The sequence below is a fragment of the Candidatus Vicinibacter proximus genome, assembly GCA_016713905.1.
GTDB lineage: Bacteria > Bacteroidota > Bacteroidia > Chitinophagales > Saprospiraceae > Vicinibacter > Vicinibacter proximus.
Genome location: JADJOE010000003.1, coordinates 137,035 through 162,889 on the forward strand (window position 1 = coordinate 137,035; position 25,855 = coordinate 162,889).

At 37.8% G+C, this 25,855-nt stretch carries 24 protein-coding genes and 1 pseudogene; 15 read left to right on the forward strand and 10 right to left on the reverse strand.

The window, feature by feature from the left end; translation table 11 throughout:
- Window positions 1–164: 164 nt before the first annotated feature.
- Genes IPJ83_09175 through IPJ83_09185 form a run of 3 tightly spaced genes read right to left on the reverse strand, consistent with a single transcriptional unit; the run spans window position 165 to window position 2,703 of the window.
- Window positions 165–1,157 (reverse strand): MCE family protein, encoded by a 993-nt coding sequence (locus tag IPJ83_09175; GenBank protein MBK7880707.1) that lies wholly within the window; start codon window positions 1,155–1,157, stop codon window positions 165–167.
- Between the two features lie 6 nt (window positions 1,158–1,163).
- Window positions 1,164–1,916 carry an ATP-binding cassette domain-containing protein gene (locus tag IPJ83_09180; GenBank protein MBK7880708.1) on the reverse strand — a complete coding sequence of 251 codons (753 nt, stop codon included), beginning with the start codon at window positions 1,914–1,916 and terminating at the stop codon, window positions 1,164–1,166.
- Between the two features lies 1 nt (window position 1,917).
- Entirely contained in the window at window positions 1,918–2,703 is a 786-nt protein-coding gene (locus IPJ83_09185; GenBank protein MBK7880709.1) for an ABC transporter permease, read from the reverse strand.
- Window positions 2,704–3,097: 394 nt separating this feature from the next.
- On the opposite strand from IPJ83_09185, the pseudogene IPJ83_09190 reads away from it, so the two are divergent.
- Window positions 3,098–3,673: pseudogene (locus IPJ83_09190) on the forward strand (transposase).
- A gap of 203 nt (window positions 3,674–3,876) precedes the next feature.
- On the opposite strand, the gene IPJ83_09195 reads toward IPJ83_09190, so the two are convergent.
- The 6 genes from IPJ83_09195 to IPJ83_09220 all read right to left on the reverse strand — a co-directional run bounded on the left by IPJ83_09195 (window position 3,877) and on the right by IPJ83_09220 (window position 9,500).
- Window positions 3,877–4,242 (reverse strand): hypothetical protein, encoded by a 366-nt coding sequence (locus tag IPJ83_09195; GenBank protein MBK7880710.1) that lies wholly within the window; start codon window positions 4,240–4,242, stop codon window positions 3,877–3,879.
- A 408-nt stretch (window positions 4,243–4,650) separates the two neighbouring features.
- The gene (locus IPJ83_09200) at window positions 4,651–5,223 is read right to left on the reverse strand and encodes a hypothetical protein (GenBank protein MBK7880711.1); all 573 of its coding nucleotides are present in this window, start codon (window positions 5,221–5,223) and stop codon (window positions 4,651–4,653) included.
- A 33-nt stretch (window positions 5,224–5,256) separates the two neighbouring features.
- A complete protein-coding gene (locus IPJ83_09205; protein ID MBK7880712.1) occupies window positions 5,257–5,499 on the reverse strand; it encodes a hypothetical protein in 243 nt (80 codons plus the stop codon).
- Window positions 5,500–5,502: 3 nt separating this feature from the next.
- Window positions 5,503–6,279 (reverse strand): DUF2520 domain-containing protein, encoded by a 777-nt coding sequence (locus IPJ83_09210; protein MBK7880713.1) that lies wholly within the window; start codon window positions 6,277–6,279, stop codon window positions 5,503–5,505.
- Window positions 6,279–9,101: a cytochrome c biogenesis protein CcsA gene (gene ccsA / locus IPJ83_09215; protein MBK7880714.1), complete on the reverse strand. Its 2,823-nt coding sequence runs from the start codon at window positions 9,099–9,101 to the stop codon at window positions 6,279–6,281. Before ccsA ends, IPJ83_09210 begins: the two co-directional genes overlap by 1 nt.
- Window positions 9,102–9,107: 6 nt before the next feature.
- The gene (locus tag IPJ83_09220) at window positions 9,108–9,500 is read right to left on the reverse strand and encodes a cytochrome c maturation protein CcmE (GenBank protein ID MBK7880715.1); all 393 of its coding nucleotides are present in this window, start codon (window positions 9,498–9,500) and stop codon (window positions 9,108–9,110) included.
- A gap of 210 nt (window positions 9,501–9,710) precedes the next feature.
- Here IPJ83_09220 and IPJ83_09225 point away from each other — a divergent pair, with 210 nt between their 5' ends.
- The 14 genes from IPJ83_09225 (at window position 9,711) to IPJ83_09290 (ending at window position 24,343) form a co-directional block, all read left to right on the forward strand.
- The gene (locus IPJ83_09225) at window positions 9,711–11,087 is read left to right on the forward strand and encodes a T9SS type A sorting domain-containing protein (protein ID MBK7880716.1); all 1,377 of its coding nucleotides are present in this window, start codon (window positions 9,711–9,713) and stop codon (window positions 11,085–11,087) included.
- A 53-nt stretch (window positions 11,088–11,140) separates the two neighbouring features.
- On the forward strand, window positions 11,141–13,519 hold the full coding sequence (locus IPJ83_09230) for a T9SS type A sorting domain-containing protein (GenBank protein MBK7880717.1): 2,379 nt from the start codon (window positions 11,141–11,143) through the stop codon (window positions 13,517–13,519).
- A 203-nt stretch (window positions 13,520–13,722) separates the two neighbouring features.
- Complete coding sequence (locus IPJ83_09235) at window positions 13,723–16,251, forward strand: RHS repeat-associated core domain-containing protein (GenBank protein ID MBK7880718.1); 2,529 nt, start codon at window positions 13,723–13,725, stop codon at window positions 16,249–16,251.
- A 15-nt stretch (window positions 16,252–16,266) separates the two neighbouring features.
- On the forward strand, window positions 16,267–16,641 hold the full coding sequence (locus IPJ83_09240) for a hypothetical protein (protein ID MBK7880719.1): 375 nt from the start codon (window positions 16,267–16,269) through the stop codon (window positions 16,639–16,641).
- Window positions 16,642–16,886: 245 nt separating this feature from the next.
- Window positions 16,887–17,594 (forward strand): hypothetical protein, encoded by a 708-nt coding sequence (locus IPJ83_09245; protein MBK7880720.1) that lies wholly within the window; start codon window positions 16,887–16,889, stop codon window positions 17,592–17,594.
- Window positions 17,595–17,722: 128 nt separating this feature from the next.
- The gene (locus IPJ83_09250; GenBank protein MBK7880721.1) at window positions 17,723–19,273 is read left to right on the forward strand and encodes an IS21 family transposase; all 1,551 of its coding nucleotides are present in this window, start codon (window positions 17,723–17,725) and stop codon (window positions 19,271–19,273) included.
- Window positions 19,274–19,286: 13 nt separating this feature from the next.
- Window positions 19,287–20,012: an ATP-binding protein gene (locus IPJ83_09255; GenBank protein ID MBK7880722.1), complete on the forward strand. Its 726-nt coding sequence runs from the start codon at window positions 19,287–19,289 to the stop codon at window positions 20,010–20,012.
- A 48-nt stretch (window positions 20,013–20,060) separates the two neighbouring features.
- The gene (locus IPJ83_09260; GenBank protein MBK7880723.1) at window positions 20,061–20,684 is read left to right on the forward strand and encodes a hypothetical protein; all 624 of its coding nucleotides are present in this window, start codon (window positions 20,061–20,063) and stop codon (window positions 20,682–20,684) included.
- A 277-nt stretch (window positions 20,685–20,961) separates the two neighbouring features.
- The gene (locus IPJ83_09265) at window positions 20,962–21,711 is read left to right on the forward strand and encodes a hypothetical protein (GenBank protein ID MBK7880724.1); all 750 of its coding nucleotides are present in this window, start codon (window positions 20,962–20,964) and stop codon (window positions 21,709–21,711) included.
- Between the two features lie 63 nt (window positions 21,712–21,774).
- Complete coding sequence (locus IPJ83_09270; GenBank protein ID MBK7880725.1) at window positions 21,775–22,398, forward strand: hypothetical protein; 624 nt, start codon at window positions 21,775–21,777, stop codon at window positions 22,396–22,398.
- A 219-nt stretch (window positions 22,399–22,617) separates the two neighbouring features.
- Window positions 22,618–23,118: a hypothetical protein gene (locus tag IPJ83_09275; GenBank protein MBK7880726.1), complete on the forward strand. Its 501-nt coding sequence runs from the start codon at window positions 22,618–22,620 to the stop codon at window positions 23,116–23,118.
- Window positions 23,119–23,167: 49 nt separating this feature from the next.
- Window positions 23,168–23,608, forward strand: coding sequence for a hypothetical protein (locus IPJ83_09280; GenBank protein MBK7880727.1), 441 nt, complete (start codon window positions 23,168–23,170; stop codon window positions 23,606–23,608).
- Between the two features lie 215 nt (window positions 23,609–23,823).
- A complete protein-coding gene (locus IPJ83_09285; GenBank protein ID MBK7880728.1) occupies window positions 23,824–24,111 on the forward strand; it encodes a hypothetical protein in 288 nt (95 codons plus the stop codon).
- A 1-nt stretch (window position 24,112) separates the two neighbouring features.
- Window positions 24,113–24,343, forward strand: a complete 231-nt coding sequence (locus IPJ83_09290; protein ID MBK7880729.1) for a hypothetical protein — start codon at window positions 24,113–24,115, stop codon at window positions 24,341–24,343.
- A gap of 19 nt (window positions 24,344–24,362) precedes the next feature.
- Here IPJ83_09290 and IPJ83_09295 read toward each other — a convergent pair whose 3' ends face one another.
- The gene (locus tag IPJ83_09295; GenBank protein ID MBK7880730.1) at window positions 24,363–25,838 is read right to left on the reverse strand and encodes an MBOAT family protein; all 1,476 of its coding nucleotides are present in this window, start codon (window positions 25,836–25,838) and stop codon (window positions 24,363–24,365) included.
- Window positions 25,839–25,855 lie beyond the last annotated feature (17 nt).

Genomic DNA, 25,855 nt, shown 5'->3' on the forward strand with positions numbered 1-25,855 from the left:
TTGTTAAAATAAATATAGGAGGAAACTGGATCGCTTCAATTCTAGATTGATTCATGGAAATATTTGACTAGCAGGCCGCATTGCAAATGCTATCATCATATTGCAGCGCAGTTTCAAACTGTGACGAGCAGTTGGGTAAATCTTAGTTAATTAAGACTCAACAACTATTTTTCCTTCTCCTCCGCTTTTTCCTGCTTCTTGAAGTAGCCTCTGAAGAAAATGTTGTGTTTGAGCGCTTCGAGATTTTCATTCAATAGCTTTCCTGCTTTATGAGTTTGTCGCAAAGTAGAATCTAAATTGGTAACCGCGCGGTCGATTTTGTTCACCAATTTAGGGTCATTGGATAAGTAGTTGATACTTCCCTTGCCGTCCTTAAGGTTTAAGATAGTGGCATTCAGATTTTCCAATACCTGGTCCAGTTTGCCGACCGAGTTTTGAACTTGTGATACCGTTCCTTTGATCTGACTTGCCACCAGACTGTCCTGCAGAACGCCCACCACAGAATTCTTTTTTTGAAGGGAATGCAGCAGATTGTTAAAGGTCGTCATGGATTCAGTGGTCATGCGACTGGTGGTCTTAAGATTATTGAGTGTTTCTTTTAAGTCGCTGGTTATTTTGGGATCTTTCAACAAGGTGCCTAACACACCTTCTCCATTCAGGATTTCTTCGGTAATTTTCAACAGGTTGGCTGATAGTTTTGCAGCATTGTCATTGGTCACATTGAAGGTATTTAACAAATCATCAGTACTGGTGCGGCTGAACGTAGTAATGGTGTCTCCCGAAACTACCGGCGGTTCTGAATCTTTGCCGGGGATAATGTTGACGATCATGTTTCCTACCAATCCATCGGATCCGATAGTGGCTACTGCATCTTTAGTAATAAACTTCATGATGTTTTTATCGATGGCCATTTCCACCCGGATGGATTTGTCCTGCATCATCTCAATGGCATTCACAGTACCGGCATCGACACCGGAATAACGGACAGAGTTGCCTAGAATCAGTCCATTGATATTTTTGAAATAAGCACTGATGGTTAAAGTGTTGCCAAACAACCGCTGGCGGTTGCCAATCAGGTAAACAGTAAGTATAAACAGGGCTGTTCCGGCGATGACCAGAATTCCCAAGCGAATATTTTGTCTAATTGTTTTTTCCATTTGAAACTATTTGAAAAAGGCTTTCACCTTAGGATCTTCTGAAACATACAATTCTTCAAAAGTGCCTTCGGCATAATTAATTCCATCCACCAGCAAGATCATCCGGTCAGATATTACTCTGGCACAATCCACATCATGGGTGATGATGATGGAGGAGGTGTTGTATTCCGTTTGAATGGATTTCATCAGCAGGACAATTTCTTTCGACGTGATGGGGTCCAATCCGGTTGTAGGTTCATCGTACAGAATGATCTTAGGTCTGAGTATCAGCGTGCGGGCCAGGGCGATTCTTCTTTTCATACCACCGGAAAGTTCGTTGGGCATGAGTCGCATGGTATGTTCCAAACCTACACTTTTTAAAGCCTCCGTGACCAAGGGGGTGGTGTCTTTTAATTCGCCGAATTTCTTAGTGTGTCTTCTCAGTGGAAACTCCAGATTTTCCCGGACGGTCATAGAATCATACAAGGCACTTCCCTGAAACAAAAATCCCACTTCTGTTCGTAACTCGTTGAATTCTTCCTGATCCAGTTCTTCAATGTTCTGACCCATCACCAGGATGGTGCCGCTGTCGTGTTCCTCAAGTCCAATAAGGCATTTTATCATAACGGATTTTCCGGATCCCGACTTCCCCATGATCACGAGATTCTCCCCTTCGTACAGATCCATGTTAAACCCATTCATCACATGGTTATTGCCATATGATTTTTTGAGGTCTCTGATCTCTACCACTTTTTTCCCGGCCAGCTGAAATTTATTCATACTACTTCAGATCGTCAAAAATACCGGTGACCAAAACCACCACAAAATCAATGATAAACAATAATAAGGAGGTATACACCACCGCTGAATTGGCAGCCACTCCAACTCCTGCCGTTCCGTTCTTGCAATTGTAACCCATGTAACATCCCACCAACCCTATGGCAAAACCAAAGAAGAAAGATTTAATGGTGGCAGGCATCAGATCACTGAATTCCAAACTTTGAAACATGGAATTGAAATACAAAGTAAAGGAAACATTTCCCTTCACGTTTTCAACGATAAATGATCCATAAAGGGCAATGCCGTCACTGAGGATGACCAACAGAGGGAGCATGAAAGTTGTAGCAAGAATTCTGGTAACCACAAGATATTTGAAAGGATTGGTACCTGATACTTCCATTGCGTCAATTTGCTCCGTGACACGCATAGAACCCAACTCCGCACCAATTCCTGAACCAATTCGACCAGCACAAATTAAAGCTGTGATAATAGGCCCAATCTCACGCACGATGGAAACACCCACCATCAAGGGCATCCAGGAGACGGCGCCAAATTCTTGCAAGGTCGGACGCGACTGTAAGGTAAATACCAAACCTATGATAAACCCGGTTACGCTCACCAGTAAAAAAGATTTGTTCCCCATGTTGTAACACTGACGGATAAACTCCTTCCATTCAAACGGCCTGTTAAAACATTCTTTAAAAAAACGTGCTGCGAAATAGGACATCTCTCCGACTTCCTGAAGGATAGGGGTAACTGACTTGAATATGTTGTCGAAAAATGCCATTGGTTTTTAGGAGAACATTTAAGGTATGTTAAGCCAAAATTACGACTTTTAAAGGAGAAAAAAGTGAAATTGAGCATCTTTAAGCATTTATACACATTGTATTTTTAAATTGGTCAACACCATAAGATGTAAATTTTTTAACTTTTTGCTACAAGAAGAGAGTGATATTGAGTCATAAAAATTCTGAACTAAAGGGCCGCATCGCAAATGCTATGATCATATTTCATCGCAGTTTCAAACTGCGACGAGCAAAAAAAAATAAATGTAGATTGTCGCGGTTTGCAACCGCGAAACCATACGATCCAAAGTTTTTAACTTTTTACGTAATATCAAAGAATAAAAATTTTTGTAGGTAAACAACATTTTTATAAGTTTGTAATTGTAACACTATACTTTGAATGGACACAAAATTGTTAATCAAAATGCTTTGCATTTTATTACGCTTACCGTTGTAAGCTGGGCCGATGTTTTCAGCAGACAAGTGTATAGAGATATTGTTCTCGACAGCTTGATTTATTGTCAAAAAGAAAAAGGACTGGTCGTAAATACCTATGTATTGATGTCCAATCATTTGCATTTAATTTGTTATGCCAAAATGCCGAATTTATTATCAAATACCATCAGGGATTTCAAGAAGTTTACTTCAAAAAGAATCATCTATGAAATAGAAACCAATAAATCTGAAAGCAGAAGAGAGTGGTTGTTACGGTTGTTTAAGTTTCATGCTAAATTTAATATTGATAATTTGAATTACCAATTTTGGACACAGTACAATTAACCTATGGAGTTGGAAAGTCCCGGATGGGTCGTGCAAAAAATAAATTACATACATTTTAATCCTGTTAAAAATGGGTTGGTAGATGTTCCGGAAGCATATAGGTACAGCAGTGCAAGACAATATTTAGGTCAATGTGGATTGATCGATATTGAAATATTGGAATTTGGCTCTGATATTGGATACATTGGTTGATTATTATTAAGAAATTGGAAATGTAATTTCTTTTACTAAATATAATGTACAGTTAGCAGGCCGCATTGTAAATGCTATAGTCACACAGCATGGCAGTTTCAAACTGCGACGATCAATGCAAAAAACAAATGTAGATTATCGCGGTTTGCAACCGCGATACCCACGGTAATGTTTGACGCTGGGAAGCATTAAACAACCAATCCCTACACCATCGGTTCCGATGCGGCTTTTTTCTTAAATGCTCTGTACAACAAAGTTCCTATGGTAATCAACCAACCCAATGGATATGGAACAATCAACAAGCCCCACCACCACGAAAGCGATGAGGTACCCCCAAATCCACCCAATGAAGACAGGTAAAACAAAGAAGTAACTCCAAACACTACCAACAAGGCCGAATATAAAAAAATCTTCTCATGACGATCTTTCGTAAGATTGGTCGACAAGGCAAGTAACACACTGCCGACTGCAATCACAACCGAACCTTCAAGGGGATCCAAAGCACCTGCAATCACAGCTATCAAACCCAGTATAAACACAAGCCTTAACCAGTTGATTTTATTGTTCATGATGAATAATTTAGAATGGATGCAGTTATATGTAAAGCACATCCACTATTAAGTTCAACAGAATACACTTAACATAAGTTTCTTTTAGATGGACCATTGGCATTAGGGCAGTTGCTTTGAGCTTCCCAGCTTAAAGCTTACGATACTTTCAAAATCGCTTGCTTTGAGCTTCCCAGCTTAAAGCCCACGATACTTTCAAAATCGGTTGCTTTGAGCTTCCCAGCTTAAAGCTTAGGATACTTTCAAAATCGGTTGCTTTGAGCTTCCCAGCTTAAAGCTTACGATACTTTCAAAATCGGTTGCTTTGAGCTTCCCAGCTTAAAGCTTACGATACTTTCAAAAGGAAAGACTAAAAAATCGGGTTCAACCTCCACGTGTGCTTAATGCCCAGACACAGGAAGCAAGCAATTAATTCACATCTTTTCCCCGTTTAATTTTAAATTCAATTTGAACTCCTGAATTTAATCTTTGAGTGACACCGTTGACTTCATAATCCATTACGCCTGTGAAGGACATTGTCCCTATGACTCTGGCGCCAACATCTCCATATTCTGAGATATTTATAATGGCTCCTTTTGGTATTGTGCAATTAATATATTCCCCATTGGTATAAGAAAGATCAATATCTCCTGCAACAGCAGCACTGCTGTTGGAAAAGAAAATAGCCTGGTAAGTTCCAGGACCCGGACTTCCTTCGAAAGCCCAATTGATGGAACTTGAGGTGGCCAGATTGGTACTGTTGTTTTCAGCAATAGGCTGACAGAAAACTTTTGTTTTGTTTTGGTTTAAAAAAAATTGTAAATCATCACCTGAATTATTGCTTAACAGGGAAATCGTTTGTCCCGCTTTTGGGCCCTGATCAAAGGTGATGTTTATTTCTGTTCCTTCCGGATCTCCTCCCAGATCTTCCAAACAGGAATTAAGGAAAATGGAACATGCCAGGATCAATATAAACGGATAAAATTTTGAATGGAAAGTCATAAATTATTTTTTGATTGGGTGGATTTATATAGTTCAAATTTTCTTACAGAGTTGCTGATATTCTGCATTCATTTGATCAAATATTTTAAAAACTTTTGCAAGTAAATCTTCGTCCACAATTTTTTCTGCGCTTACTGAATCATGTAATTTTTCAGTTTCAAGAAATTTATAGGTTTGTTCGAATGGTCCGATTTCAAACTTCAGAATAATTTTTCCGGCACTTTTGAATACGCTGATGAGTAGGGTAGGATGTGCGATTTGTCCAAGGAGTCTCATAAATTATTTTTTTTGAAGGATTATTTCAGAAAAGAGATGGTACAAATTTTCATATTCAGGAAATTTGTCTGCCAACATTTTTTGTTGCATCTCCATGGTTTTCCGGTCACCGCGGTTGGCAGGTCCTGACTGAGTATTCCCGGGTCCGATGGTGAATACATTCCGGATCATGTTCTGCATCATCGGTTCCATCACCTCCAGTGGAACTCCACAGGAGTTAAGTATTTTTTCAGTGATGCTTAAATTGTAATTGCTGAAATTATTCGCAAATACAGCAGCCACATGCACCCACTTTTTTTTCTCCTCATCAATGCGATAAGTTTTGTTGCTTAATTTTTTACACACCACTTCAATTTCATTCAATAGTGAATCTGTGCCGCTTAAAAATATCGGTACTTCGGACCAGATTATTTTGGATTGAAATGTAAAGCTTTGCATTGGCCACATGCATGCCCTTTCTGTAAAATATTTTGAAATGGCCTCTATTCCTCTTGAGCCGGATGTATGACATATGTTTGCAGTGTGATCCAATTGCTTGCTCATTTCTTCACTAACTTCGGATATCACATCGTCCTTTACACAAATGATGTATAAATCTGCTTCTCTATTGAGTTCATTCCAATTATTTGTATAATCAGTTTTAAATTGATCGGCAAGATTTTGAGCGTGGGTAAGTTCTCTGGAAAAAAATTGTAAAATGTGAATGCCATTTTCCAACAGTACAGGGCTCAATGCCTGGGCTAATTTTCCGGTACCGATCATGACCACATTACGGATCATCAGGCATTGGGTTTTTGTTTTCTTTGCCAGGCTCCAATGGCCAAACCACCAACCATCATCAAACTCCCCAGCCAGACCAGATTTATACCTGGAAATTCGATGGTCTCCATGACAATGTAGTCGGTTCTTGGACCACTTTCAGTGATCTCCAAAGGAAATGCTTCAGCTGCTGGATGGAATGCAATTTCAAAACTCATTAAGCCGGTCTCCGGATTGATTTTGGAAAACTGAACACTCACACCCGGATCCGCTTTTCTATCCGGAATCGGAATAATAGCATTGTCCCTGATGAGATAAATTGGTTTTAATTCTACAGCAGAGTTTTCTTTACTCAATTTAATATTGGCAGCCACTGCAATATCATTTTCCTGCGCCTGATACAAAGGACTCTTAGGCGATTTGTCAAATCCTTCCAGACGAAATACATATCCTTGTCCGATATTTTTACTTTCGCCTTCTTTGAGTTCGAGATGTTGAAATTTCAATTGGCCTAAATCCGGAAAATAAACTTCATAAGCAGAGTCAGGAATCTGAATTCTTACCCCACCGCCATCTGTATTTCCGGGAAATCGATAGACCATATTATCTCTAAAGAGAATCCCTGTCTGAATCACTTTCTTATCCGTGGTATCTGTTCCCCCAACGGTAATCGTTGCGCCAATTTTCAAATCTCCTGCTTTTGTTTCAAACCCTTCCGGAGCATAATTAAAATTCACTTCATTCAAAAGAAAATAGTGGCTTTTGCCAAAAACAGTATCCCCCAATTTCAATTTATGTTGTGTGTATTGCAGACTGTCTTCGGCCTTCCGCGCAGCTTCCGCATCCATTTGTACCGCAGGAATCTGAGCAATCAGGGTGAAGATATCTTTTGACAAATAGCGCTTAATGGAAGGATTGGAGGCAGCTACTTTGGTAAGTTTATTGTCGTATTGTATTTCTGGATAAACTTGAAAGGAATCCAGTCTGGAACCTGCACTATCAGTTTGTACAAATTTTAATTTGTATTCCCGAATGGTACCCATCATGGTATCCTGCTCATAATTGATCCAGTAAGGTTTAGCAAACTTCTCCTGATTTTTGATCAGCAAATAGTGTTTGTTGGCTTCAGAATCCATTCCATTCAACATCATATCCTCCTGAAAAAATTCGTCCGGTGCGATGTTGCGTTTGTTGAGTCCTGTAAATAAAATACCCATCAACAAAAGACCAAAACCCATATGTGAAATCAAAGGCGTATAAGCCTTGGGGTTCATACCGATAATAAATATCAAATATTGTGTTGAACTGATCAGACAAAACCAGGACGCAAAAAGTAGTGCAGCTATCGGATAAGAATGATTGGACAATTGATACAAAACAAGGTATGTAAGCAAAGCACTTAATCCAATTCCAAATAATATCTGTATCCAGAAATTTTTTCGAAGTCCATCACGCTGCAATCCCAGATATTTTAAAAAAATAGAAAAGCCCGACAACAATCCAATCAACAAACCAATCCACAATTGAAATCTGTTGTGGTGCGCGACTACATCTACCGGTGCACTTTTGTGATAGGAATCTAAAGAAAGCCCGGTAACAGAACCAAAAAAGTCGAGTAGTTTATTGTAGACTGGTATAGAAGTGGAGAAACAAATTAGTCCGGCACTGAATAAAAAAGTTAATGCGCCAATAAACATCCAAAATTCACGTGAAGGAAGTTTTTCTTCCTGATCAAAACTGTGTATTTCCTTCTTATTTCTAAAGAAAAAATAAAAAGGCAAAACGATGCTGATAAAAATAAAAAAAACCAGTTGCCAACCCAAACCTAATCCGGTAAATGCATGAACAGAAGTATCTCCCAGTACCCCACTTCGTGTGAGATAAGTGGAATAGATAACCAGACCAAAGGACAGAAAATAAAAGATCAGCGTCGCTTTAATGGAATAGCGTGTATTCAAGGCTATCAAGTGAGTATGAATTCCGCCTACCAATACCAGCCAGGGCACCAGAGACATGTTTTCCACTGGATCCCATGCCCAGTAACCGCCAAAACTCAAAGCCTCATAAGCCCAGGCACCACCCATCAAAATCCCTAAACCCAATACCGCTCCGGAGAGTTGACTCCAGGGCAGACATGGTCTGAGCCATTGCTCATATTTTTTTAAGAATAGAGAGGATAAAGCATAGCAAAATGGAATTACCGTCGAAGCGAAACCAAAAAACAAGGTGGGCGGGTGAATCAGCATCCAGTAGTTTTGAAGCAATGGATTCATACCGTTTCCTTTGATCAGGGAGACATAGTCTGCTTTTTTAAACAAAGGAATATCCATGGTTTCCCGCAACAACAAAAATGGATTGGAACCAATTCTTGCACCAAAAAAATAGACCCCGAGAATCATGCTCATGAGAATGGCCTGAACAGCAAACAAAATTCCAAGATTACTGACTGTAAAAGCGTTCTTTTTTCTCAGGAGCAACCATGCCATGACCGCATTCCAAAACATCCACAATAAAAACGATCCTTCCTGACCCTCCCAAAAGGCAGAAAGGATATATCTCATGGGCAGTTCGTCAGAAACATGTTCCCATACATAATGAAATTCATAAAAATGATTCGACATCATGAAAAGCATCGTTCCAATGATGCCTAGAAGTGCCGTGCTGTGGACAATCAGTCCGATTTTGATCCAACGCATCCAAACAGGTCTGTTGTCCTTTTTTTCATGGTAGTATAGGTACGCCATCAAAACCAGGTAAATGGCTGAGTAAAAACTGGTGAGTATAAATAAATGACCCAGATGTTGCACCCAAAGATGCTCTCCCACATATTGAACCTCCGTCATGGATGATTAACTTTCGCTTTTGATATAGACTTCTTCGTCTTTGTATTTGGATGGACACTTGAGCAATACATCCTTGGCCATAAAAACACCGTCCTCCATTTTCCCTGTAACCACAATCTGCTCAGACAATTCAAAATCCTGAGGTTTGGCAGCATTGAGTATAACTTTCAAGGTTTCCCCTGATTTATCCGTCACATAGAAACTAAAATGGTTGGGATCTTTAACCGGATCGTAGATCATATCCTTTTCTTTTGCCAATTGGCCGACAATTTTTACCAATCTTCCTGTGGTCCTTGCATCTTTAAAGCTGGCATAGCTCGTGATGTCTTTGGAAGCGGAAACCAACACTGCTATGGCTACCCCAATAAGAATCAATCCAATAATAAATGATCTCTTCATGATACAAAATTAAGCTTTTATGATGAATCTGGACAATCGTCACGGACACAGTGGCAAATTACCTTTGAATACAGGGTTTTCATTCTACACCAATAATCAAAACTATTGTCTGCCAAACCAGTGTCCAATAATTCTTAACACCGGAATTCGATAAATTGTTAAATTCTTAGCAATTCACATTTTTATCTCTAATATTGTAACAAAAAAAATATGAGAAGATTCCTAAACATCAGCATTCTTGCAATTGGTTTATTTTATCATTCGGAAGCTCAAATTCCATTTGAACGTTGTGGACACATGAAGCTTATGGATCAGGCAGAAAAACTTCATCCTGGTTACCTACAAGCCGTTGGTTCTGCCTTTAGTTCAAGCAAATCGGCCTTAAATCAAAGGACCGGGGATGTCTTGAGAATCCCGATGGTGTTTCATGTTGTGTGGAATGGTTTGGTTCAGGCACAGAATATCCCGGACTCCGTGATTATAAGACAAGTGGAAATTCTCAATGAATCCTTCCGGGCAAAGAACCCCGATAAGGATCAACTCAGGGCAGTATTTGGTCTTGGGGCTGCGGATGCGGAAATTGAATTTTATCTCGCAGACATAGATCCGGATGGCAACCCAAGTAACGGGATTGTCCGCAAATCCACCACTAAAAAATTCAGTATAAACCCACTCTCAGGTGGCATCAACATCGACATGAAGTCAGCAATTAAGGGCGGTTCAGATCCCTGGCCAACTGAAAAATACATGAATGTGTGGGTGGTGAATATGCCGCTGAGTTTTTTTGGTCAGGAACAAATTGCAGTGCTTGGTTTTGCAACCCCGCCGGCAGATTTGCCCAACTGGCCTTCCAATGCCCTGGATGGTATCGGGGCAGATGGAGTAGTGATGCAATTTCAGTTCATTGGCGACAATAATGAAACCTTAAAGTCATTACCGGTCGAATTTTCGTTTGCAAACAGAGGTCGGGCATTGGTACATGAGACCGGGCATTATTTGGGCTTGAGACATATCTGGGCAGATAAAGGAAACCCTTTATTGGGTACACCTTCCTGCACAAATGCTCAGGGCATCGCAGAAGATGACGGAATGGAAGACACCCCCTATTGTGGTGGGAACTCCCAGACCGACGGTTGTGATCCGGAAAAGAATACCTGTGATGAAAACAATCCTGACCTGCCTGATATGTGGGAAAATTATATGGATTACTCAGAAGAAAGATGTCAGGTGCTCTTTACACCAGATCAGTCTGCCTTCATGAGAAATACCCTTGAGACTAAAAGAAAAACCTTAATCAGTTGGAATTCAGGTCCAACCGGTACAAAAACAATTCCATCTGGCGAAGTAAATATTTTTCCTAATCCTGCAAATGAAGTGTTACAAGTGGTGACCAATCCGAATATATTAATCTCTAGAATCGTAATCACTGATTTGCTAGGTAGACAGATTCCATTTGATCAAACCGATATAAACCCCGCTAATCAAATAAAAATCAACAGTCAGGCAACAGGATTGCACATCATCAGGGTCTTTAACACAGCGGGTAAAATAATTGCAGAGAAGAAAATTCTGCTCGGGATAAAATAAGGAGCACAAAATTGAAAGCACCTACAATAGAGTATAGCGCAAAAATGAATGGAATGAAGAATTGGATTTACACATTGGTAGTTTTTTTATTTTGGCTTAATCAACTTGAAGCCACGCATATTGTTGGTGGAGACATGACCTATCGTTGCCTGGGCAACAACCAATATGAAATTTCATTAACTGTTCGTCGCGATTGTTTGAATGGTAATCCGGGGGCACAATTTGATGACCCTGCAGCAGTTGGAATCTTTGACTCAAGAGGATTTTTAGTCAGTCAGGTTGCCAATTTTGGCGTTCTGGATATGAACCTAAGGCTTGATGATACCTTGAACGACATACTGGATACTCGCTGTGGGTTGAATGGCGGGGATGTATGTGTCCATACCACTACTTACAAGGAAATAGTCACCCTGCCATTCAGAGCTGATGGATATATTTTGGCCTATCAGCGTTGTTGCAGGAATTATACCATTGTGAACATTGTTGATCCGCTTACGGTAGGATCTACTTTTTCACTCAGGATCAGGGAGGAAGCCCTGACTTTATGCAACAGCAGCCCGGTATTAAACGATTACCCACCGGTCTATATCTGCGGAGGGACACCCATAAACTTTAATCTGAAGGCAACTGACCCTGATGGGGACTCTTTAGTGTACAGTTTATGCAATCCCCTTACTGGTGCAGATCAAATGAATCCCAGGCCTTCCACTCCATCTTCACCGCCATACGATCCGGTAATATTCAAAGCCCCTTACAGTCTTGCAGACATGATTGGGGGAAATCCTGTTTTAAAAATGGATGCAAGGACAGGGAGGATGACCGGATTTGCTGTGAATACCATTGCACAATATCTGGTGGCATACTGTGTAAAGGAATATCGGGATGGAGTATTGATCTCTGAGCTTCAAAGAGAATTTCAGATCAATGTACGAAATTGTATGTCTGTACCGGTTGCAGAATTTGATGTTAAATTGGATAATTGTCAGGATCCTGTGCATTTGGAACTCACCGATCGATCCACGGATGCTTTTTCAAACCTCATCAGTTGGAACTGGCAAGTAAAAACTGGAACAAGCACTCAAAATTCGAGCCTACGGAATCCTGTGTTTAATCTCCCCGACAGCGGAACAGGTACCATCCGACTGGTCATCCGATCCAGGGAGGGTTGTCAGGACACTTTAATTAAACCAATTACTTTCAACAGCTTCAAACCCGCATTTTTTGCAGATTCATTTTTGATTTGCAGGGGCGACTCCATACAGTTATTAAAAAATCCAAGACCGGGCGTAAACTATGAATGGACACCTTCGACCGGCTTATCTTGCAACACATGTCCTAATCCCACAGCTTTTCCTTCTGTTACGACTACCTACTATTTGATGAGCATGGATACTACTTGTTCACGCTCCGACAAGGTAACGGTTCAGGTTAAGTCTTGTATACTCGACAGTTGTGCGGTCAGTTTGGTCCGCAAGTGTCTTCCGGGAGGTTCTGTAGAAATTACCGCCTTGAATCATCTGGGAATACCTGTGCAAGCCGGCGCACGTAGTTTTGAGTTGTTTTGGGACATCAAAGCCAATGCCACACAATCAGCCTATTCCATCATCAATCGAAATCCGATTGTCGTTCAGGATGGCAGAATAATGAGTCTCACCTCCAAAATATATTCCTGGCCTAAAGGAGTCCCGAAATCCATCGAATATGCGCTCATTTGTCAACGCAGAATTACGGATACCATTAACTTGAATTGCACCGGTCCGTGCAAGGATTTTAATCTGGTACTCTCCTCGTGCGAAGATGATTATGATAAAAAATACAATTTGAATTTTCCGCCTGCGATTTGTCAGTCCATTTGTAAGAATGAATGCAATTACACCATTGCACTTTTTGAATTAAACGGACAACTGATTGATCCTACCCAATATCAAATCAAATGGTCCAATGGCGCAACCGGATCTTATGTGATGCTCATGGGCCCTTATTACGACAATCTAAGTGTGGAAGTAAGAAAAGGCGATTGCGTGTGGTATGGCAGGTACATCAGAAGTTGTAAAGAATATAAATTTTCATTTTCAGCTGAAAATCTTGTCACCCGTTCTACTCGTAAAAACAATGATTGTTTTTCATCTTTGGATACCGAGCAAAGAACGCAATCCGAAAATCTAATTCATTTTTCCATTCAACCCAATCCATTCAAAGAACAGGCACAGTTGCTTTTAAGATTTGATCAACATTCAGGTGGACAAATTGAAGTCTTTGATCTGACCGGTCTAAAATTGTGGTCCCACCAAATTCCTGAAAGCAATTCCTTATTCTATACCATCGATCTCGGTACATCAGTAATCGTACATGCCGGAATTTACATGGTGTGCTACACAGGCAAGGATGGAAAGAAAAAGATTTTAAAAATGGTTAAAGAGTCAGGCGGGTAGTTGAACCCTGATTATTTCATATTTTAATATTTTTAGAAATTCTTAACCTGCAATTAAAATTGAAAATAAATAAATGAGCTGCTGCTCTCCTGACTCAGGATTAAAAGGATCAGAATCAGTGACCAAATAATTGCCAATAACCACCAGGACATTTTTTCCACGACTTGAATTACGTACACTTTAAATGGTACTGCTTTTAATCTATGTATACCACATCCAGTGAGTATGATCTAGCAGGTAGACGGACGCAATGGATCCATCCGGACGCTGGAACGAATACTTATACGTTTGATAATCTTGGTCAATTAATGACTATGGTGACTCCAAATCTCGCTATTATCAGTGATGAAATACAATATAAATCAGATGCTTTAGGAAGAATTAAATCGGTCACATATCCAGATTATGCAAATTCTACCCCAAATATCAATAATGTCAAATATGAATATTATCCTGCTACAACTGGAGGCATTGATAATAATAGAGGCAGATTGATGTTGGTCCAAGATGCAACAGGATTAAGAAAATATGAATATGGATCTCAAGGAGAAATAGTTAAAGACATCAGAACAATAATAGCTCCGGGTCAGGATAATAAAACCTACGTTCACCGATTCCATTATGATACATGGAATCGTATTGATACGCTCATTTATCCTAATAAAGATACCTTACTTTATAAGTATGATTTAGGTGGTAATTTGAACTTTATGAAAGCTGGAGTACAGGTTTATATAGATAGTATAGGTTACGATGAATTCGAGCAAAAAGTATTTTGTAAATATGGCAATAGCACATCACAAACCTATACTTATTCTACAACATTACGAAGACTATCCAATTTGGTTTCCAAGGATCACTCTGGTAACAATATGTACAACTTGAGTTATACATTTGATAAGATTGGAAATGTAGATTCCATTCACAATTCAGCTGGTATCATCAATGAAATGGGTGGAAGTTATTATCATAAATACACGTATGATAACTTTAACCGTATATCCACTGCACACGGCAGTTGGACCGGTGATACAAACAATACATTAGGTAACAAGGCATCAAACTATACGCTTGCGATGGCCTATGAGAATATGCATAGAATTACAACTAAACAACAGGATCATACCCGTGATGCATCTAATGTAGGCGAAAACACCTACGATAATTTATTTAAATATGAAGATGTAAATCATCCGAATGCAGTAACTTCCATAGAAAACCAAACGAATAGCGAAGTCGAAGAATTTAATTATGATAACAATGGAAATGTATTGCTACATGAATTCGATAATGGAGATACTAAGAATATGTTATGGGATGAAGCAAATATGCTCAAAGCAATAAAAATATCTAACGCCGCAAGCTTCCAACACTACATCTACGATGCTAATGGTGAAAGAACATTAAAAGGCTTAGGTAATTATGCTATAGTGAATCTAAATGGACAAAGCCAGACCAATGCTACTGTAGGAAATTATGCTCAATATGTCAGTGGCTACATGGTTATGGGACCACATTACATGGTCACGAATCATTATTATTCAGGTACTGAAAGAATAGCATGTAAATTAGTTGGTTCAGTAGATAGCAGTGTTGATAATAGTCTAGAGTTATCTGGATCTGAAAAAGCAGGACTCCCTGATAGACAAGCAGAAGATCTGGAATTGGTCAGAACGGAATTTGGATTTGATACCTTAATCATTGAAGATACTGATCCTGAGGAAGACGATTGTGAGGGAAATAATGATTGCCCTAGTGTATTATATTTCTTCCATCCTGACCATATCGGATCAAGCACATATTTAACAGATGAGGCTGGAAATCCTTATCAATTCTTGCTATATTTGCCTTTCGGTGAAAGTATGGCCGAACAGAAAGCTGGAGGCTATTCTACGAAGTATAGATTCACGGGTAAGGAGGTTGATGAGGAAACTGGACTTTATTATTTTGGGGCGAGGTATTATGATCCTAGAATTTCTTTGTGGTATGGGGTTGATCCGCTTGCAGAGGTATATTATGATTATGGGGCATACGTTTATACTGCAAATAACCCAATAAAATATATTGATCCTGACGGAAGAGGATGGTATGAAGATGAATGTGGAACACCTACATTCAATAAGGATTTAAATAGTAAAGAGGATTTTATAAAATCTGGAATTAAAGGCAGTTTTATAGGTAATTCTGCATTAAGCATAGACGATAATGGGAATCAAACCAGCTTTAATAAAGATGGGACAAAAACTACTTCAGTTCAATTAGATGAAGTTTCGGTAACAGCAGAAAAACCTCAGTACGGATATTATGGAGGAATATGGGGCCAGTTAAATGCAGATAAGAGTGCAGGTGCTGCATTTTCAGATGCTGGCTCTGAGGTTATGTCCGAGGTATTATCTAATATGGCAACTTTTGGTGTTGGTGGACTTGGTGTTAAAAGCTCAGAATCATTTACTATACTTGGTTCTAAAAAAAGTTCTTATTCTTTAGTGAAAGGCGCACTTTTAAAAGTATTTGCAAAATTAGGAATTGATGGTCCATTACCAAAGATGAAAAATGGCAAATGGGGAAGTCCACAAAGGGGTGATCAAAATAAAGGATACCGTTTAGATAATCGCGGCACACCAAGTAGTAATAACCCTAACGAACAGGGGGCTCATATCAATTACTGGGACTATACAAAAGGAAAAAGGAAATCAGGTGCAGGCATAAAAGATGCAGTTCGGCTTAAATAGAATAAATTTTGATTAATGAAATACAATAACATAGAAGAATTCGATTGGCACGACTGTCCATTGTATTCAATAAGGTTTGATGATAATTTAGAACTTGACATTGATTATATTTTAAGATGGGAAATTCAAAGTGATTCTACATATAAATATTTCATTGCTCCTGCAAATTTGATATTTTATAATGTCACAAACATAGAAATTTCGATAGTAGCATCATTTTTAAATGGGTTTGAAATTGATAGAATTGTAAAGGAAGAAAATTGTTGGAAAATTGAATTGCAAGAAGGATATATTAAGTTTGACTCTAGTGGATTTAATCAAATACTAATTAAAGATCCAATTTGGAAAGAGAATCAATACTTAAGCGAAGAAGAAAGAATAGTTATTTAATAAAAGCTTTAATCAAAATCAATAATTTTTTACTTGATCCTAGTAATTTGAAGGTTCCCTCTTCTAGTGTATATATAATTTCAATCGAACAGCACTATATGTGCCGTTTTAGATCCTATAAATAAATAATAACAGGCATTTGATCGTAAATAATTCCATTTAGAAAATAAGCACCATTTTTTTTATTTATTTCTCTCCAAGATGCTACAGGATTAAGAAAATATGAATATGGATCTCAAAGCGAAGTGGTTAAAGACATCAGAACAATAATTGCTCCAGGCCAGGATAATAAAACCTACGTTCACCGATTCCATTATGATACATGGAATCGTATTGATACGCTCATTTATCCTAATAAAGATACCTTACTTTACAAGTATGATTTAGGTGGTAACTTGAATTTTATGAAAGCAGGAATTCAGGTTTATATAGATAGTATTGGGTATGATGAATTCGAACAAAAAGTATTTTGTAAATATGGCAATAGTACGTCACAAACCTATACTTATTCTACAACATTGCGAAGACTATCCAATTTGGTTTCCAAGGATCACTCTGGTACCAATATGTATAACTTGAGTTATACATTTGATAAGATTGGAAATGTAGATTCTATTCACAATTCAGCAGGTATCATCAATGAAATGGGTGGAAGTTATTATCACAAATACACGTATGATAACTTTAACCGCATCTCCACAGCACACGGTAGTTGGACCGGTGATACAAGCAATACATTAGGTAACAAGGCATCAAACTATACGCTTGAGATGGCCTATGAGAATATGCATAGAATTACAACTAAACAACAGGATCATACGCGTGATGCATCTAATGTAGGCGAAAACACCTACAATAATTTATTCAAATATGAAGATGTGAATCATCCGAACGCAGTAACTTCCATAGAAAACCAAACAAACTGTATAATCCGGAGTAAAGTGACCCACTAAATCCGGAGTAAAGTGACCCACCAAATCCGGAGCAAAGTGACCCACCCTGATGTCTTATAGGAATTGATGTATTTAATGTGGTATTTGGTTCATTAAAGCCAAATATCATGTCAGCAAAACCAAAGCAAATGCATCAAATTAGAATAATCTTTCAATTAAAGAATGCGGGCTTTAGCATCCGCAAGATCGCCAATCAAACGGGTATGTCTCGAAATACAATCCGGGAATACTTGAGATTAATCGAATCAATAGGAATTGATCATAAAGCTGCATTAGAGTTGTCTGATGAGGATTTTATTGAATTAATCTATAACCCGCAGTCTCAAAACGCACAGCTTCCGGTTGGCCGTATACAATTGGTTTTGAATAAAATGGATTACTATATTGAAGAACTTAGGCGAACAGGAGTGACCAAAACTCTCTTGTGGCATGAGTATCGTGTTGAACATCCTGATGGGTTGAGCCACAGTCAATTTTGCTGGCACCTTCTCCAACATCAGAAAAGAAATATAGCGATATACAAAATTCACCATGCTCCTGGTGAGCAAATGATGGTTGACTTCGCTGGAGATTTGCTTAGTTATGTTGATCCGGAAACCGGAGAAATCAAATACTGTCAGGTTTTAGTTTGTGTGCTTCCTTTTAGTGGAATGACTTATGTAGAGGTCTTGAGATCTCAAAAGCAACCAGAATTTACCCGTGGAATATGTAATGCCTTGACTTATTTTGGTGGTGTTCCATTGAGTATCAAGTGCGATAACTTAAAATCAGCTGTGGTTAAGGCAAATCGTTACGACCCAGAGTTTACACAAGCCATGGAGCTATTAGCGATTCATTATAACACCAATATGGTTGCTAGTAGAGTTCGTAAGCCAAGAGACAAAGCAAGTGTAGAAAATGCTGTTAAGTTGGCTTACCAGAGAATATATGCTCCTTTAAGAGATCAAATATTTAAAAGCATAGAAGAATTGCAGTGCCATGTGCGGGAACAATTAATCAGACACAATACACAGCGTTTTCAAGGCAAAGAATATTCAAGACTTGAAATGTTTGAGTCTCAAGAAAAGGTATTGTTGCAAGAATTACCTGGAGAACCTTATATTTTTCAGCAAATTACTTTTGGTAAAGTACAACGAAATTATCATGTTATACTGGGACAGGACTTCCATCAATATAGTGTTCCCTATACCTTGATCGGCAAGAGATTAAAAATTCTATTCACTACTTCTATAGTGGAAATATATGATGACTTACAACGTGTGGCTATTCATAAGAGAAGTTTTAAACAAAATGGGTATACAACTCTTAAAGACCATATGCCGGCCAACCATCAGTATATGGAACAATCCAAAGGATGGGATTCAGAATATTTTATCAAGCAAGCTAACCAAATAGGTCCTTATACATCCGATATAGTAGAGCATATTTTAAAGAGCAGAACTTTTATTGAACAAAGCTACAGAAGTTGTATTGGTGTGTTAAGACTTGCAAATGCCTATACCCCCGCAAGATTAGAAAATGCGTGCGCTCTTATAAAAAATGCAGCTAAAATAAATTATGGAATATTGGAACGAGTACTAAAAAACAATATGGACAAACAGGATACAATTCAGGAATACACAAATATCACAATAATAACAGACCATGAAAATTTACGAGGTTCGTCCACTTATGCTTAAAAATATTTAAATCATGAATACAGAACAAACATTAAACCAGCTCAAAGCTTTAAAACTATCCGGCATGGCAACGACTTACAAATCTATCACAGATCTTCCAGCCCATCAACAGCCTGAGGCACATCTGATGATGGCACAATTGACAGAATCTGAAGTCTATCATCGCAAGGATGCTAAAATGAAGTTTTTAGTAAGAATCAGTAAACTTCGATATGAGTCAACTCTGGAACAAATCATCTGTTCAACACAAAGGAACCTGACAAAAGAAACCATCTCCAAACTCTCGGATTGTTCCTTTATCAAAAAATCAGAAAACATTCTCATCTCAGGAGCTACCGGAGCAGGAAAGAGCTATCTAGCCTGTGCCATAGGTCACCAGGCTTGCAGTATGGGGTATAAAGTAAGTTACTTTAATATGAATCGATTTTATGAACGCATCAGCATAAGTAAGCTTGACGGAACATTCAACAAACTCCTTAACTACCTTCAAAAAATAGAATTAATCATCTTGGATGATTTTGGCCTAGTGCCTTTTGATAATAATTTGAGGCTGGCATTGCTTCAAATACTGGAAGATCGCTATGGTAAAAGTTCTACAATTATTGCCTCACAACTACCTATCAAAAATTGGTATGATTATTTAAACGACCCTACCATGGCAGATGCAATTTTAGACCGGCTTACTGCCAAACATCACAGAATTGAACTCAAAGGAGATTCATTACGTAAAAAATCTTAATTCCATTTTTTATACCTTTATGACATCATTTCTTTAGACCTTCTGGAGGTGGGTCAACTTGAGCCGGAAAGGTGGGTCAGCTTGACCGGATTTTACACAAACAGTGATGTCGAGGAATTTAATTATGACGCCAATGGAAATGTATTGCTACATGAATTCGATAATGGAGATACCAAGAATATGTTATGGGATGAAGCGAATATGCTCAAAGCAATAAAAATATCTAACGCCGCAAGCTTCCAACACAATATCTATGATGCAAATGGTGAAAGAACTTTAAAAGGCTTAGGTAATTATGCTATAGTGAATCTAAATGGACAAAGCCAGACCAATGCTACTTTAGGTAATTATTCAGAATATGTCAGTGGCTACATGGTTATGGGACCACATTACATGGTCACGAATCATTATTATTCAGGCACAGAAAGAATAGCATGTAAATTAGTTGGTTCAGTAGATAGCAGTGTTGACAACAGTCTAGAGTTATCTGGATCAGAAAAAGCAGGACTTCCTGACAGACAAGCAGAAGATCTGGAATTAGTCAGAACAGAATTTGGATTTGATACATTAATTATTGAAGATACTGATCCTGAGGAAGACGATTGTGAAGATGAGCGACCGATTTCCGACGATTTAGTCGGAATGAAGCACGACAGTGCTTCAAGGGAGTGAACCATGAAAGTGGCATGTAGTAAACAACAATAATGTCTTGTATTTCTTCCATCCTGACCATATCGGATCAAGCACATATTTAACGGATGAGGCTGGAAATCCTTACCAATTTATCCTATATTTGCCTTTCGGTGATGACCGACTGGTGGCGCTACTGCGCCAATCGAGTGATAAAGATCACTCGATAAGAAGGGAACCGATTGCCCCTGCAATCGGCTTGATGAAAACCAAGATTGAAAAATAAAGATTACTTTAGTGTTAAGTCTAAATGTGAAACTTGCTGGCCGAACAGAAAGCTGGAGGCTATTCTACTAAGTACAGGTTCACGAGTAAGGAGGTTGATGAGGAGACTGGGCTGTATTATTTTGGGGCGAGGTATTATGATCCAAGGATATCGTTGTGGTATGGGGTAGATCCGATGGCAGAAAAATATCCTGACATTTCTCCATATGCCTATACCTATAATAATCCCATTAAGTATACTGACCCAACAGGAATGTATATAGTTGATCCTTCTGTTAGTAAAGCATCCTCTGCACTCGCAAAGTATTTAAAAAATAATATTGCTGAATTACTGAAAAGTGATCGACTAGTTAAAGGAATGATGAAATATGGCCAATTTCAATCTAAGCAAGATTTATTAAAAGCATTAACTAATGATAAAGGTCCTCTTATTAAAGTTGATCAAGTAGCAAATAGTGGTGATGGCTATTATTCTGGTGGAAAAGATGGATCAATTACAATTGATATTGACTTAATTGAGAGATTTAATAATGCAAGTCCTGAAGATAAACAAGCTGCATTTTTAGATATAATAAGTACTGTACTTCATGAAACAGTTCATTATGGCGATTGGCAAGATCAAAATTCTGAAGATAATATGGATGTTATGTTTGATGATGTGATGATTGATGGGAAAATGGTTAAAAGCAGAAAGCTATTACTTGATAAAGGACATGCAATGGAAAATGAAGTATACTTTAAAGGAAAAGGAGATGATACAGTGGATTCTATCCAAAATGCTTAAAAAGTTATAGATACAAATGATGATAAAGACTTAATTCCAACAGTTCCGCCTGAAAAGTAATTCATGAAAAAAATTTTAATATTAATTGCCTTTTCAAATTGCCTTTTTGGGCAAAATGGATTCATAGAAAATCCTAGTAATAATATATTGTATCAAGGAATACAAAATGATTTAATTTTTGATTTTCCAGGAATAGCTTGTGATTCTATAACATTTTTTTCAACAAATGCAATAATCAGAAGTAATTCCTGTAGACTTGAAGTAATTCCATTTAAAGGCCCAACATTAGAGTTATTAATATTTAAGAAAAATACTGAAGATTCAACTTTAATTTGTATTCGAATCTATCGAATAAAACCTATCCCCAAAGCTGAAGCCAGTATTGGTGGATTAAATGGTGGCTCAATAAGGAAGAATTACTTATTAGCTCAAGCTGGTTTATTAATTTCAAATCCTTTAAACATTAATATTCATTACAAGAAATTTTCGTATGAAATATTATTAATTAGGAATAAGAAGATAAAAGAAAAACTATCATCTAATAATTTTAGATTTACCACAAACGAATTAAGTTTATTGCAAAAATGTAAAAAAGGTGATATATTGCTAATCTATAATATAAATATAGCTGATCAAAATAATAATGGTTTAGAAGTAGATCCAATTCAATTTCATGTTATTGAATAGCTGTGATGAAAACGTTCATCTTGAATGATGCCAGAGTGAATAGGGTATGGTGTAGAACCGTTAGCAGAGAAATACACGAGTCTTTCCTCATATACTTATGTTGCTAACAATCCAATATTATATTTAGATAAGGATGGAAGAGAAATCTGGCTTTCTATTGTTATTTCTGACGATAATGGCACATCAGGTATTCAGTTACTACAATTTAAAAATAATAAGTTGTATGATGCATCAGGTAAGATTTATCAAGGAAATAATGATTTTGCAGTTAAAGTTCAAAATGATCTTAATACCTTATCGCAAGATGACAAAGTACTTGGTGGCATGATTAATGATCTAGTTCAGAGTGATCAAATACATGTTATTGAAATGACTGATAAGCCTTCAGATGGTAATTCTAATTCTCCACTTTCAGGTCAGGATGACAAAAATGGTAAACCAACTGGTACTTTGACGAAATATAATCCTGATAAACATGAGACTATTTCAAAAGATAAAAGAAGTCCACGAGTAGGTCTGACTCATGAATTATTAGGTCATGGTCGTGATTCTGATAAAGGGAAAACAGATTTTAATAAAACTTCAAATGGAATTCCAATGTATGAAGTTAATGTAGTAAATGTTGAAAACAGGGCAAGAGCTACTACTGGAGATTCAAAGCGAACAGAATATGGAGGAAAGCCTATTCCACCAGATTTATTAAATGACAATCCTAAATAAAAATTATCAAATGAGGTTTATTATTTTTTTAATTTTATATTCATGCAATATGTCTGAATTTATCGACAAAGTTTTAAATGATTTTAACAGAAACAGTTGCTTTGTTGTTATTAAAATTGTGTCAAAGGATTATAATGGATTGACAGCAATAGAAAATGATGAGTTATTTTATTTTCTAAGTAAGACAAAAAATTATAAGAAGGAGGAGTATCAGTCCAAAATTAAGAAGGTGTTGCTTTCTAAATCAACAATAGATTTAGAGAACGAAAGCTTAGAAAAATGGAACTTTATAAAGATTATTCCATGTGAAAGTATAAATTTAATTGCAGATAAAGGGATTAAGATATTCCTTGATCATTTCTTTGAGCATGGAGTATTGAAAGGTGGAATAAATGAAAACGAAAAGGCAGCAATAATAGAAAAGTTGTTTAATTGGAAAATTCCAGTTATAACAGACGATGAAAGTGGTATGTTAGTTATTTTAAAGTGAAGCTAATTGAGAATTAAAAGGAGAAAGTAATATAATAATTGAAGCCTTTTTTGAAAATTAATTAATTCTAAATATCCCTTGCTGGCCCTGATGGAAAATTTGAAACCGAGGATGAAGCTAAAGCATTTGCCAAAGATAATGGTATAAAGTATCCGTCCTACTAACTGCCACTTGCCAATGGTCACCATTGATAATAGCTTTGTGCAAAAATAAATATGACAAAAGAAGGATTTGAGAAATTGGAAGAAGGCTATAGGAATAGCAATGTGAGTTTGAAAAGATATTTAACAGGGAAGAATATGTCTGTGCCTCAATATTATTACTGGAAGAGGAAGTACTTCCAGACGCCAAAGGAATTGTCGGGTCAATTTGTGAACATCACCTCTAAGATAAATCAGAATCAACAATCAGCAGAAGTTGTCCTGGAATTTCCGAACGGAAAGAGAATTATCTTCGGAAGTTATCCAGGGAGCAAGATTTTATTAGAGTTAGTCCAGTCTTGAAATGATCCCATTTACAAGTGGGCATCAATATTTTATGTACACTGGACTTACGGTTATGCGTAAAGGGTACAACGGATTATATGGTATTGTAAAGTGTAAAGGGGTAAGCGGCAAAGTATATGATTATATATTGGACAGCATTGCCTTAATCAATGTATACTCTAAGTTTAACTCACCACCTGATTTTGAGTATGAACAGCATAACTTATTTTACGTTCAATTTTTTATTTGAAAATTTATTTCAAAGAGGTTTAAAATTGAAAATAAATAAATGAACTGCTGCTCTCCTGACTCAGGATTAAAAGGATCAGAATCAGTGACCAAATAATTGCCAATAACCACCAGGACATTTTTTCCACGACTTGAAGCACCAGCGTATTGCGCATCATCCAATGGAAACTAATCAGCCCTATTGTGATGATGCAAATTTTGACCATGCTCATGGTAAGGAGCAGCGTCTTTGCGTCCGGAGCCTGATAAAACATAGAGGTCAGTAGTCGCCAGGCGGTGCTGAAATCCTGCGCCCTAAAAAAAACCCAGGTAACGTTTATAAAGAAAAAGGTGACCATTGCAAGCATAAAATTTCGAAACGTTTTCTGCATGACCTTTTCTCCGGAACCGGACTGCTCAGAAATGACTACCTCAGCATCTGCTTTAGAAGCTTTTTTATTTCTAAAATACAGGATGGTCTTCTCAGCCCATAAATACAATCCATGCAAAGCACCCCATACCACAAAAGTCCAGTTTGCTCCGTGCCACAAACCGCCCAGCAACATGGTGATCATAATGTTCAGGTAGGATCTGAATAAGCCACTCCGATTTCCACCCAGCGGAATGTAAAGATAATCTCTCAACCAGGCAGATAAAGTAATGTGCCATCGCCGCCAAAAATCAGAGAAACCAATCGCCGCGTATGGATATAGAAAATTATGGGGAAGTATGAATCCAAGGCAGGCTGCCACGCCAATGGCGCAGGTAGAATATCCTGCAAAATCAAAAAAGATCTGACCACTAAAGGCCAAGACACCCATCCATGCATCCAAAGTACTTAAGACATCTTTCGAATCAAAAACTTTGTTGGCAGATTCTGCCAGCATACTGTCTGCAAGAACGACCTTCATAAACAATCCCAAACTCAGCAAGAGAAGCCCTTGCATAAGTTGTTGCATGGTTGCTTGTTTTGGATGTTCAAATTGTGGAACCAGTTGGGGTGGTCGAACAATAGGTCCTGCAACCAGATGTGGAAAAAAAGTAACAAATAATGAAAAGTCCAGCATCGATTTTACCGGTTCACTTTTTTTGTAGTACATGTCTATGGTGTAACACAGGGTGGTAAAAGTATAGAATGAAATTCCGGCAGGGAGTATGATGTTCGGTTTGACCGGATGAAAATCGAAACCAATCAGGTTCACCAGCAAGGTGAAATTTTCTAAAATGAAAGTGCCGTATTTAAAAAAGCACAACATGCCAAGATTTCCAATGAGACTGATGACCAGCAATAATTTTTTCTTGTATTTATTTTCCTGCGTAAACAAGGCCTTGCCTACATAAAAATCTACCACGGTGGACAACCACAGCAATAAAATGAAAGGTGGATTCCATGCTGCATAAAAGAGGTAGCTGGCGATCAGTAAATTTATTTTTTTGACTTTCCAGCTAAAGGGAAGATTATGCAATAACAACATAACCAGAAAGAAAACAATAAAAGTATATGAATTAAAAACCATGTTGTCTGAGTTGTTGG